At 42.7% G+C, this 13,152-nt stretch carries 10 protein-coding genes; all 10 read right to left on the bottom strand.

Features of this window, described 5'->3' with window-relative positions:
• Nucleotides 1–14: 14 nt before the first annotated feature.
• The 10 genes from H7F31_RS08900 to H7F31_RS08855 all read right to left on the bottom strand — a co-directional run bounded on the left by H7F31_RS08900 (nt 15) and on the right by H7F31_RS08855 (nt 13,140).
• Complete coding sequence (locus tag H7F31_RS08900) at nt 15–947, bottom strand: ABC transporter permease (protein WP_187103857.1); 933 nt, start codon at nt 945–947, stop codon at nt 15–17.
• A gap of 156 nt (nt 948–1,103) precedes the next feature.
• The gene (locus H7F31_RS08895; protein WP_187103856.1) at nt 1,104–2,927 is read right to left on the bottom strand and encodes a sensor histidine kinase; all 1,824 of its coding nucleotides are present in this window, start codon (nt 2,925–2,927) and stop codon (nt 1,104–1,106) included.
• Entirely contained in the window at nt 2,924–4,540 is a 1,617-nt protein-coding gene (locus tag H7F31_RS08890; RefSeq protein ID WP_187103855.1) for a response regulator transcription factor, read from the bottom strand. The genes H7F31_RS08895 and H7F31_RS08890 overlap by 4 nt, the downstream gene beginning before the upstream one ends.
• A 233-nt stretch (nt 4,541–4,773) precedes the next feature.
• Entirely contained in the window at nt 4,774–5,589 is an 816-nt protein-coding gene (locus H7F31_RS08885; protein ID WP_261800356.1) for a response regulator transcription factor, read from the bottom strand.
• Nucleotides 5,558–7,387, bottom strand: a complete 1,830-nt coding sequence (locus tag H7F31_RS08880) for a cache domain-containing sensor histidine kinase (protein ID WP_187103853.1) — start codon at nt 7,385–7,387, stop codon at nt 5,558–5,560. The genes H7F31_RS08885 and H7F31_RS08880 overlap by 32 nt, the downstream gene beginning before the upstream one ends.
• 76 nt (nt 7,388–7,463) lie before the next feature.
• Complete coding sequence (locus H7F31_RS08875; protein WP_187103852.1) at nt 7,464–8,339, bottom strand: carbohydrate ABC transporter permease; 876 nt, start codon at nt 8,337–8,339, stop codon at nt 7,464–7,466.
• A gap of 41 nt (nt 8,340–8,380) precedes the next feature.
• Nucleotides 8,381–9,283, bottom strand: a complete 903-nt coding sequence (locus H7F31_RS08870; RefSeq protein WP_187103851.1) for an ABC transporter permease — start codon at nt 9,281–9,283, stop codon at nt 8,381–8,383.
• 82 nt (nt 9,284–9,365) lie between these two features.
• Complete coding sequence (locus tag H7F31_RS08865; protein ID WP_187103850.1) at nt 9,366–11,105, bottom strand: type 2 periplasmic-binding domain-containing protein; 1,740 nt, start codon at nt 11,103–11,105, stop codon at nt 9,366–9,368.
• 189 nt (nt 11,106–11,294) lie between these two features.
• Entirely contained in the window at nt 11,295–12,296 is a 1,002-nt protein-coding gene (locus H7F31_RS08860) for a Gfo/Idh/MocA family protein (RefSeq protein WP_187103849.1), read from the bottom strand.
• Nucleotides 12,297–12,309: 13 nt separating this feature from the next.
• Nucleotides 12,310–13,140 (bottom strand): sugar phosphate isomerase/epimerase family protein, encoded by an 831-nt coding sequence (locus H7F31_RS08855; RefSeq protein ID WP_222622744.1) that lies wholly within the window; start codon nt 13,138–13,140, stop codon nt 12,310–12,312.
• Nucleotides 13,141–13,152 lie beyond the last annotated feature (12 nt).

The raw sequence follows: 13,152 nt of genomic DNA, 5'->3' as shown, positions 1-13,152 counted from the left end.
CCTCCTCAACCGTATTAAATAATGGATTGACCCCGGATTTTCTTGGCCAATAGATTTACCGTAAACAATAGAACAATGCTGATTAAGGTTTTCCACATGCCCACAGCGGTGGCAAACGGGTAATCGTTTCCATGGAAAGCAACGCGGTAAATATAATAATCAAGAACTTCCAGCTTATCTGCAACCATCGGATTATAAAATACAAAAAATTGATCGAAGCCATTGCTTAACATATTGCTTACATTTAATAACAGAAGCACGATATAAGTCGGCATCAATCCTGGCAATGTGACATGCCATATACATCTGAACCTTCCTGCCCCGTCTATTTTTGCGGCGTCGAATAGCTGCGAATCCAGACCTGCAATAGCTGCAAAATAGATAATGGCCGACCAGCCTGTATTTTTCCATATAACAATAGCCGTCTGCACGTACCAAGCCGTGTCCGGATTGCCAAGCACGTTAACCGGATTTTTAATCCATCCGAATTGCATAAGCAGCGTATTGAATATGCCCTCGAATGAGAAGATTGAAAACACAAGAGAGAACACAATAATCCAACTAATGAAATAAGGCACTGTCGTTACCGTTTGAATGAATTTTTTTAACTTGCGACCACGAAGTTCTGTTAAAAGTACGGCAAACACGATTGGCAATGGTGAAGTCAGAATATTCAAAAAACTCATAACGAGTGTATTGACTAATACCTTTCCAATATCGCTGTTTGCTCCAAATAGCAATCGAAAATATTCTAATCCGGCAAACGGTGTTTCCGATAGCGGAATACCAGGTTTATAATTGAAGAATGCATAGATCCATCCAAATAAAGGAACGTAATTAAACACAATGACGAGCAATAAAAGCGGCAGAAGCATCATAAATAACGACAATCGTCGCCGTGAAATTTTAGATTTTTGTAGGGGGAAAATTTTATTAGTAGCTTGCATAGATTGCTCCCTTCTAATCGCCTGCAGGTTTGCGAGATCCGTTAAGTAAAATTATATACGCTTACAAACGGCGATTAAATAAACGGAACTACTATTATAGGTACTCGCTTCCTGTCTTTCCCCTTTTTTTAGACAGGAAGCAGCTGCAACTTTGCACTATATTACGATTTTATGCGGAAGAACAAGCGTGACCCGTGTTTCCTCTCCGGGAACGCTATGAATCGCAAGCCCATATTGGTCTCCAAAGTGAAGCCGAATGCGCTTTTGAACATTAAATAGACCAATGCCGAACTGCGGTACTTCTCGCGTAGCCGACTCTTCATTGGCAAGCCATGCATTCAAACTTGCCAGCTCGTTTTCCGATATCCCCCTCCCGCGATCCTCAATGGCAAGAATCAATGTATCTCCCTCTTCTCTTCCTTCCAATAAAATCGTGCCAATGACCTGATTCACTTCCATGCCATGCACAATGGCATTCTCTACGATCGGTTGCAATGTGAAGCGCAATACACTGCGGTCTAACAGCTCTTCCGGCAAACGATATTGCATGACGATATGTTCGCCATATCGAATATTCATCACTTTAATATAATTGTCTAAATATTGTATTTCTTCTCGCAAAGACCAGACGAGTGATGGGTTATTATAAATAGGTTTGAGCAGGTTAGACAAAAAGGTAATACTATCGGCGATGTTTTTCGCTTGAATCGCAATCGCCATCCACTTGATCGTATTTAAAGTGTTATATAGGAAATGCGGCTGCAGTTGGGATTGCAGCAAACTGATCTCGATTTTCCGTTTTTCTTGTTCCGCTGCTTTATTTCTCTCTACCAGGTCGTAAATGCTCTGCGACATGCGATTAAATCCCCGGGTCAACATGCCAATTTCGTTATCGACATTTTCCAATGTGATGCCTAATTGGCCTTTTTCCACTTCCCCCATTCCCTTGGTTAGACGTCTCAGAGGCATCGTAATTTTGCGAATGAAATAGAAGGATAGGATCAGGGCGACAACGACATTGCCCACTACAATCCACATCATCTTGCTGCGCAGCGACCATATGTCCCTAACTAAATCACTGATTTGCACATAACGAACCAATGTCCAATCCGTGTCATGCATACGATAGTAGATAACCTGGTTATTGTCCTTGGTAAAGCTGCCATAATCGCTATCGCCCAGCTCCATTAATTGCGGTGCTGCTTGCGTTCCTATCGCCGATTTATTCGAGCTGGACACAATAATCCCGTTCCCATCATAAATAAACGTTTCATCCTCGCCAAATTTGGATAGATTGCCATACATATTCTCTAAGTTGCTTTCATTAACGCTGATAATAAACGCATTCCATTTTTTGCTGTAGATTGTACTGAATCCTCGAACAACGGATATGATCGGTTCGTTCTGCGGTCTATAGCTCAAATTATGAAGCAGTCGCTGCGAAACCTCGGGGCTTACCCAAATGCTCTCGCCTAGCGTTCGATTAACATGTTCATACGTAGACATAACTTCCTTCCAATGCTTCAGCTCCTTATCATACGCAACTATAGGTTCGTCATCGCGCGAACCGATAATCGAGCCATCGGATGATAAAAAATAGATTGATGCGATCACATCGTAATTTTTGAGGAGCAACGATAATTGATTAAGGAGCTCATTGAACTGGATGACATCATCCGCATCATAGGCTGTGCCTTCTTTCTCCTTATTCATGTAGCTTTCGATAACCGGATTAAGCAGCAGCATCTTCGAAACCTTGTCCATTTCTGTCCGAAATCCTTGTATGCGTTGTTCCGTTTGTTGAAATAATCGTAAAGTAGAGTCCTCGCTGCGCGTTTTCAAAATGTCCAGCACGCCGTAGTAAATCAGGACAGAACTTAAGACAAGCACAATAATGCTCATGATCATAAACGAGAAAACAAGTTGAACACGAATGCTCTGCCATATTTTGCGGATCATCGAAATGCTATTGCCCATCATCGTTCAGCCCCCCCCGGAGCTTCTCTTTGCACCGTCCATTTTCTGCGAAATTCTTTGGGGCCAATTCCGATCAGTTTCTTGAATGCTCGGCTAAAATAGCTCTGATTGGCGAATCCGGTCTGTTCTGCAATTTCATATGTTTTACTGAAGGTACCGAGCAAAAGTTCTTTTGCTCTATCAATACGATAGTGCAGCAAGTAATCGGCAAAATTGATCCCGGTTTCCTTCTTGAACAAGCTGCTCAAGTAATTCGGGCTGACTTTTACAACCTGTGCCAGCTCGTTCAGCGTAATTTCTCTTTTATAATTGTCATCGATGTACCGAATGACATCGGAAATTTCTTTACTCATTGTGGTTTTATTGGACAAGTATTCGCCTACCGTTTGAAGGAACGTGCGAAAGACGTCCACCAGTTCATGCAGCGTTTGCGCTTCCGCAATGTTATCGCTATAATCCGAAACGATCTCCGGCATATTCGAATTGTAAAGTCTCATCGAAAGCGCCGCCATCAATATCCAATTTTTAAAAGTCCGTTTTATTTCCGCTGCATTTACTGCGTTCTCCTTTGTTAGGAACGCTAGCATTGTGCTCTCGAGCGCTTTTTTGGCAGCATCATTCGCCTTCCACTCCCGCACAAGCTGGAGGAGAGAACGGTTAATATCCTCTGGAATACGCCAACTTTGCTGTTCTCCAGCATAAGTGTTTGAGCCCGCTCCAAGGAAAAACCGGTCCTCCAGTTTTGATAAACTTTCACTATACTGAGCTTTCATCGAATGATAACCGGCTTGCGCGCGATTCATTACGAATGAAACAGAAATATTAAAATACATGTTCATCACATTGCGAATATGCTCAATGATCGTATGAAGCGTATCCGTCATTTGCTGCTCGCTGGCATACTCATCGAAGCCGAATACTAGCAAATACCGGCTGTCAGAATCGGCGAAAGCTTCGCCGCAGCCGTAATTCGCCAATACTTCGTTCAGCACATTCAATAACGACATGCGGACGAGCGGTCCCTTATCATCTTTAAACCGCTTACATAACAGTTCAAAGCTGTCAATTTCCATAAGAGTGATACTGACCCGCTGGGGACGCAGCCGCATATTCAAGCTTTCCGCTTTAGCCGTAAACTCCTCTTCACTGTAGCGCGATCCAAGCAAATATTCTTTTACGAGATTGTCTTTAAGGATATAAATGTCCGCATCCATCTTGATTTGCGCGGGTTTATGCAATTGGTCGAGCTTCTTCCTGATGTTCAATAATATTCTGCCCATATCCTCCGTTGTCATTTCCAGCTTCAAAATATAGTCTTGCACATTGTGAGCTAACGCTTTTCGGGCCGTCTTGAAATCTTCTACACAGGTTAGAATGACAATCTGGGCATCCGAATTGATGCCGCGTACTCTCGCAATTAATTCCATTCCATCCATAATCGGCATTTTAATATCCGTAATGAGCACTTCCGGCAATTCCTTCTGATAAATATCCATGGCTTCCTGTCCGTTCGCGACATCCGCAATTACGGTCATATTATATTCGGCCCAATCGATCGAATGTTTCAACCCTAATCTTACCAGCATTTCGTCCTCGGCAATCAGCACCCGATACATATCATGTCTCCCCTCAATGTCGTGCGGAAGTTTGGATAGCCCATTTCATTTTAAAAAATGATAACGATAATATAACAACATAACAATATGTCTGTCTAATAATTCTGAATTATTTCCGGGTAAATCTGATGAATTTCAATTTCATTTTTATTAAGATAATTTAAACATAAAAACCCGAAAGACGGGCACTTTTAAAGTGTCTATCTTTCGGGTAACTCCCCTTAAACAAAATCTTATAATGCAGATTCCTTATGCGTAATGGTCGTTATCCTCTTCCGGTACTCTTCCGGATATTGTCCGAAATGCGACTTAAATACACGGCAGAAATATTTTGATTCCCTAAACCCTACTTTTTCGGAGATTTCATAAATACGTAAATCCGGTTCGTCCTTCATCAGGTTAATCGCCTTAACCATACGGACGCCCTTAACATATTGGATAAAGCTTTCTCCCGTTTCTTCCTTGAATATGGAACAAAAATATTCTTTGCTGATTTGGAACTGATCGGCCATAATATCCAGACCGAAATTTTCCTGATAATGATATTCGATCCATTCCTTTGCCAAATCGACGATGCGCTTTTTGCGGCTTGTACCTGGAACGGAACCATTTTTCACCTGCTCGATCAACTGGTGGTTGGCCAAGCCCCCCAAATCTCCTTTTTGTGCATTCAGGTTTTTTTTGATTTTACCGAGAACATCACAAACATGCGAGATATTAATCGGTTTAAGCATATATTCCGTTACACCATAAGAGATCGCCTGCTGAGCATATTTAAAATCCGCATGACCGCTAAGAATAATTGATTTTACATGCGGGTGCTTGACAGAGACAATCTGCATCACTTCCAGGCCGGAGAGGACTGGCATTTGTATATCCAGCAACAAAATATCAATGTCATGACTGGAGAGATAATCAACGACTTTACGACCGTTATCCGCCATTTCTACTACTTCGCACTCAATTGATTTCCAAGGAATAAAGTTTTGCAGTCCTTCTCTGATGTTTCGCTCATCGTCAGCTATCAATACTTTGTATATAAGTATCACCTGCCGTTATTGGAAGTGTGATCCTAACCGTCGTACCTTCGCCTGCTTTGCTTGTAATAATCAGTTCTGCTTCTTCCCCATAATACCAATGTATCCGTTCGTAGATGTTTCTGAGTCCGATTACCTTGTTCTCTATTGCTTGTGTTCCATCTATAACTTTCCTTACAAATGCTAGCCGCTCTTCATCCATCCCTACCCCTTCATCGGCGATCTCGATTTCTAATCGGCCCTCCGCCAGCTGAATGGATACGCAAATCACTCCGCTGTTCTCCAGACTCTCAATCCCATGGGAAATAGCGTTTTCTAAAAGCGGTTGCAAAATAAATTTCATAATCTTCAATCGCTTCGTTTCATCGGATACCTTCCAAATCACTTTTATTCTCTCGCCATATCTGACCCTCTGAATGTCCAAATACGTGTCCAGAAAAGTCAATTCCTCTTCGATATAAACGATTTGTTTATCCGTTTTTGCGCTGTTGCGGAGCAAGTCAGACAAGTTCTGGATCGTTTGGCTCACCTGATTCTCTCCACCGCTCAATCCCATTGCCAGCCAGCGGATATTATCCAAGGTGTTATACAGAAAATGAGGATTTATTTGCGAATAGAGTAATCGAATTTTAGTATCTTGCAAAATGAGCTTTTGTGAATACATATTTTTTAATAACATCTCTTTATCCGCGAGAATATTATTAAAGCTTTGAAAAATGTATCCGATTTCATCCTTGCGATCTTGGATGCCGGAAACTCGGCCAAGCGGCTTATTCAGGCCATTATGATTCTGCCGGATTTTCCTGAGCAGCCGGTATATTGGCCTGTAAAAATAACGTTCGATCAGAAAGATGAGAATGAGGGAAACAACGACCAAAGCAATCAGGACATAAGTAAATCCGACCTGGATCGCATTCTGATTCGGCCCAATCAATGCCTGGTAAGGGGTCACAGACAGAAACGACCAGTCATTGTATGCGGTTTTCGTCTTTGTAATTAAGTACTCCTGATGATTATAACTTACTTTGCTGCTTGTATGGTCGTCTACGGTTGAGAATTGTCGCGGTATTTTACTTCCTATTTCAGAGCTTTGGCTGGAGGAGAGAATCTCCCCGTCTGCATTGATCAAATAAATACTCGATCCATCCGTGAAACGGGTATTCTCAAATATGCCGGTCACTGTCGTGTCAGCTAAATTAATGACCATTACGCCCAGCGTCGGCCCCAAGACGAGATCCCGAATCGGGACAATGATCGAATAGGTATTTTTTTTGTTCAGATCGCCGGTGAATTGCTTATAGTATCTGCCATCGTCTTTAGCCAAGATCAGCTTGTTCTGCAAAACATTATTTTGCGGATCGAACATAAAGTCGATATACTCCGAAACCCGCGGATTCATACTGGCGTTCAGCGCCCCCTCCACAGAGGAAATGACATTCTGATTGCGAAAATCCACGATAAAGACAGAATAAATCGACTGATTAATCGTGCGAAACATTGAAATTTGGTTCCGGACCCAGCGAATGTCATTCGAATTCAAGTCGTCCAGGGAATGTTCGTTGCGTAAAAACTGCCATAAATCCTGGTTGGCCGTTAACATCAGCATCGTTTTATAGATATTCTCTACCAAACCATTAAACTGCTCTGAGATATGATCCATAGAAGTTACAATAAAATCGCTGGACCGCTTTTCCATATTATCTTGGGTTACTTTATAAATATAATAAATCGTTGGGCCTGAAGTAAGCACGATCGTCAGAACCAGGAAAACGATTAATCGTGTTTGGAGAGAGCGATACATGCTGATCATCGTAAGTACCGTCCCTCCGCATTAACAATGATAAGGTCATTATAATATAATTATTTGGAAAAAGCATTTGATAGTTTTAGCCTTTAATTGAGCCTAACATCATCCCTTTTGCAAAATATTTTTGCAAGAATGGATAAACCAATATAATCGGAGTGACGGAAATAACGACAATAGCTAGCTTGATCGAATAAGGAGTAACCGTTTGCGCCGCCTGACTAGAGCCCACCACCAAGCCGAATTTACTGATCATATCTGTTTCATTCATTACTTTTTGCAGCAAGCTTTGCAGCGGGAGTAAATGCTCCTTTTTGACAAAGAACAAGCCCGTAAACCAGTCATTCCAATAATTCACCCCGGCGAATAAACCGATTGTCGCATAGACCGGCTTTGAGAGAGGTGCAATCACCCGCAGGAAAATATGGATGAAACTGGCACCTTCAACTTGAGCGGCTTCCGCCAAAGCTTTCGGAATCGCATCGAAAAAAGTGCGAAAAATAATCATATACCAGAAACTATAAATCCCGGGAAGGACGAGTACCCAGAACGTATCGTAAAGATTAAGCTTCAGCATCGTAATATAAAAAGGAATCAAACCGCCGGTAAAAACAAACGTGATAAAGAAATAATTTGAAAAAAATCGATATCCCTTAATATCCCTTCTTGTCATCGCATAGGCCAATGAGGAGGTGCAGACCAAAGTTAAAATCGTACCGACAGCCGTTCGCAGGACGGATAATTGGAAGGCGGACATAATCCCATCTTGCGTTAATGCTTTCGCGATATTATCGAACGTAAATTTTCTCGGCCATAAATACAGTACGGCCTTCAAGGAGTCAGTTCCTTCATTAAAAGCGTAAATGTATATATTATAGAAAGGATACAGCGTTATCGCGCCAAGCAGGAATAAAATGAACGCGTTGACAATACCTAGCGGTGGTATGCGCTTGACCATTACAAAACCTCCACAAACTTTAATCATGTTGCCCTAGCGGATCAGAAGACGCTGATTTCGCTTTTCCTTTTAATAATCATGTTCGAGATCACGACAAATAGTAAACCAATCAAGCTTTGAAACAAGGATACGGCGGTTGCATAACCAATCTGCCCGTTAGAAAATCCTTGTTGAATCACATACGTGTCTAAAATGTCGGATACGCTCATATTTCCCGGCGTGCGAATGAGATAGATATGCTCCCATCCCGCTTGCAGCAAAGAGGAGAGACTTAGAATAAACAAGACGGACGCTATAGGAACAAGAGAAGGTATCGTGATATGCCAAATTTGGTTGAACTTGCCCGCGCCGTCCACCTTGGCTGCTTCGAATAGTTCAGGATCGATACTGGAAATAGCCGCCAAATAAATAATCGCACTCCACCCTGTCATTTTCCATACGTAGGAAATAAACATGATCGGATAAAAGTAGGCCGGATCGTTCATGAAATAAATCGCTTCGAGTCCGAGAGATTGGCGAATTTGATTCAATAACCCGTCTAGCGACAGAAACTGCTGGAAAATGGTAATGGCGACGACCCATGATATAAAATAAGGCAAATAGAAAATGGTTTGGATCGCTTGTTTGAAATATTTGTTGCGGATCTCATTGAGCATGATGGCAAAAATAATGGGAATTGGAAAAAACAATACAAGTTTATAAAAGCTGATAACGAGCGTATTCCAAATGATAGTCCCAAAATTAAAGTAATCAAAAAAAGTTTGAAAGTATTTAAACCCTACCCACGGACTAAAAAACATGCCTTTGGAAAAACTGTAATCTTGAAAGGCAAGCGAAAGCCCCAACATAGGCAAATAGTTAAAAATAAAAAAGTAGATAACGGCCGGAATGATGATTAAATAAATTTGATAGTGTTTACCGATATAAGCCAATGTGCTCTTCATTACTTCACCCACTCTGTCTGAGTATGTTGCCGCCCAAAACCGTGTCAGGCGGCAACATTGTGTTTCCCCTATTTAACCCGTTCTAATAGGTTCCCGAAGAAACGAGATATAAGGATGGATCTTTGTCATATTCCTGCTGCAGATACTGGATGTATTCCTGATAGCCGTTCTTATTTAATGTCTCGCGATAACCGTCCAATAAATGTTGGGCTTCTTTCTCGGTCTTCGCTAAGTAAGTGCGGGCCAATATATCTTTTAACTGCTGCAGCACCGGCATCAATTGATCTTTCTGCGGGTAAGTCGTCATTAATGTGCTTATATCCAGCTGGTTTTTGACGACCAGCTTGGGCATCGTTTTCTCTACATATTCGGTTATTTTGTCTGATATCTCCACGTTGTTCTGATAATACTGATCCCGCAGCGTGCCACCGAATATATCGTAAGCCGCATCGAATCCGGTAATCAGTGCAGGGACGAGCAAGTTTGATTTAGCGCCGGCACCATATTTGGCATAGTAGCCATCCGGATCCGTAACCACTTCGTTATAAGCGTCGTCAGTCATCTGCGCATAATTTTTATCGTTAAAGAACCATTGTTTGTCCTTTTCCCCAAAATTAACGACCGCCCTGCCTTCTCTCGTGTTCAGCCAGTTCAATAACCGGACAGCCGCTTCTGCATTTGCTCCTTTAGTAACCCCAACCATGAGATACGATTCCATTCCCATGTTGATCACTTGATCCGACGACCCTGTAAAGTCATTCATCGGCGACAGCGCCTCATAAGCCATTTCGGGATGAGAGTCGGTTAATGCTTTCATTACTGCTTCGTTTCCAGGAACGACTGCAGAAGCCAGAAAAGGCATGATGGCATAACGGCCTTGCGAAACTTTCTCGGAACCGATCTGATAGGAATGAGCAAATGATTCTTGATCCATCAGTCCATCCGCTATAAGCTTGCGAACGAACAAGATTTGCTGCCAAATCTGTTCCGACTCGATGAAGCTTTTAATTTTTCCGTCGATCAGGGCGAATCCGCTTTTTCCATAATCAAACCCTCTGAAAAGCTGATACAAGTTTTGGCTCCATGGATTGATCATTCCGAGCGGATAAACAGGCTTGCCGTTCACATCTTTGAAATTTCCTTCTTTGACCTTTTTGGCCAATTCGTATAGATCATCCGGCGTTTGAATCGATTGCGTATCGAAATTCAAAGCTTTGGCGATATCGCCCCGCAAATATAAACCGAAGCCGTACTTGGCTGGTTCTGTTGTCGAATAGTACGCAGGAAGGAAATACAATTTGCCGTTGAATTCCGGATTAAAGACTGTTTGCTTCGTATAAAGCGGCATTCGCTCAGGTTTGATAACCTCTTTCAGGATTGACGCATCTCCGTTCTGGATCAGGTCGGTTAAATCGGCCAGCATCCCCTCCTTCGCGGCTTTCGTCATCATTTCCAAGTTCTGCGGAGCAGTGTTGCTGGCGGTAACAAGAAAGATATCCGGTAAATTATTCGCTGCTACATCGGCGACAAAATCTTGTTCAACGTTCTGGGAGCCGCGGATTTTTAGCGTAATGTCCAATTGTTCCTTGATCGCTTTTCCAACCGCTGTCTGATCGAAGTTATCCCGCGTATCTGCCGGTACATGGTAAGTACCAAACGTTAATGTCGCCGGCTCTGGCGCTTTTGTCGATTTCCCTTCTTTTTCTGTAGTTGTAGGCTGCTTTTTTTCTGCTTCGTTATTTTTGCTTGTTGAACAACCGGATACTATGCTGACTGCCAAAACGGCAATCAATAACAATGCAAGCCAATTCTTCCTGACCATAGGACATACCCCTCGCTTTATGATGTAATATCTATAACTTCCTGCTCCTGAATCGCCAATGTTTAAAGCGTTTTCATTAATTAAATGGTACCATCGCTCTCATGCGAGGTTCCATACCAAAAGCTTAGGATTTGGTGGATAATCTTAAGATGCCCTGCAAAACCTCTTTCAACCGGAGGCAGTTGTTATTCAATACTTTACTTTCCTTCTTGTTTCTAACGATTCCAGCTCTTTGTATACGATTGTCAAGCTTTCCAGGCTGCTTTCAGGCAATGAGCGCTCGGGTCTTTTCCCCTCACGAATGCAATCGAGAAAATATTCGATTTCATTAAAATATCCATCTGCCAAGTCGATATTAATGCCGCTGGATTCAGAACTTGATTTCGCTTTTTCTTGAAAACTTACTTCTATGGTCTGCTCATTTTCCGCATATACGGACAGGTTGCCATTTTTATATTCCAGAATCGCCTGCTCAAAACATGCTTTAAAGGACATCGAGAACGGGAGCGGAGATTTATACCATCCCCCTTCTGCCTGAACCAGCATATGATCATACTCGTAAACAGTCGAAATATAATCCAGCGTCCTGCCTTCTTTTATCCCAACACTAGTAACCGATTTAGGCGTTCCCAGAAGATGTAAAATAAAATCAGTATCGTGGATATGAAGATCGAGCGCACTCCCGCCGCTTTGCTCTCCCTTCATCATCCAATCCTGCCAGCTCCACTGAGGTATGGAACTGATTCTCGAAAGCTGAAGCTGCTTTAATTTGCCGTAACGCCGTTCCTCAAAAACTTGTTTCAGATATACGTATTCCGGCCAGAAGCGAATGACATGAGCAACCATAAATTGAACCTGGTATTCCGCTGCACATTCAATCACTTGTTTGGCTTCGCCCGGATGCAATGCAATCGGCTTTTCGCATAACACATGAATGCCATGCTCCATTACCTTCATAACTTGCTGTGCATGCAAGAAGGTAGGCGTGCAAATATCCACCATGTCGACATGCTCGGATGCCAACATGTCCTCCAGATCAGCATAAAAAGTAATAGCATCGCTAGCAATGTATGTTCTGGCGTTGTCCAGATCTGCATCCACCACAGCAACGACTTCAACATCATTCATCTGTTTGTAAACGTTCAAATGATGTCGTCCCATCCCTCCGGCCCCAACAAGCGCTACTCTCATTTTCCTCGTCCTTTCAATCAGAAGCGATCCATGATTCTAGAAGCTTCTTGGCTGTAATAATATCTCGAATTTGCTCTTCTCCTTCGATCTCGCGTTCAATGGTTATCGCCCCGCTATAACCCAGCCGTTTAAGCTTATTAATAAATTCCGGATAATTTACTCTGCCTTCTCCAAGCGGCGTTTCAATGCCCAGTTCCTTGGCTCCAACCGGATATTCGCCATCTTTCGCATGAACCCCGCGAATTAGATTCCCGAATAGATCAATGGCATCGAGCGGATTGGCTTTCCCGTACATTAGCAAATTTGCGGGATCCAAATTAACGCCAAGATTCGGCAGCCCAATGTCTTCAATCACTCTTTTCAACGTTACCGGCGTTTCCTGGCCAGTCTCGAACAGAAAATATTGATCGTTAGCCTGACAACGAGTGACCAGATGCTTCAATGCGTGGACAACTCCGATATAATCTGGATCATTTGGATTCTCAGGGATAAAACCGACATGCGTAATCAAATCGGAAATCCCCAGTTTCTTGGCGAAATCAGATCCATGCAGTAATATTTCCAGCCTCCCCGAGCGGTAAGCGGGAGGAACCAGCCCCAAAGTAGCCGGCCCTTCATAGAAATTCCAAAACCGGGGCGGAGGCCATCCGCACCAAAAAGCCGTGATCTCAATCGCATAGGATTGCGCTGCTTGTTTGACCAATCCGGCCATATCGTCCGTCATTAAAGATGCTTCAAAACAACTGAGCTGGCAAGTTGGTATGTCCATCTGCTGTAATCTTTCAAATTTAGCACCGATTTCTGCGTTCATTGGAACGATAACTCCAATAGCTAACTCCCGCACACGGACATCTCC

The organism is Paenibacillus sp. PAMC21692 (genome assembly GCF_014303795.1).
GTDB classification, from domain to species: Bacteria; Bacillota; Bacilli; order Paenibacillales; family Paenibacillaceae; genus Pristimantibacillus; species Pristimantibacillus agaridevorans.
This window is presented reverse-complemented; position numbering and strand designations above follow the sequence as displayed.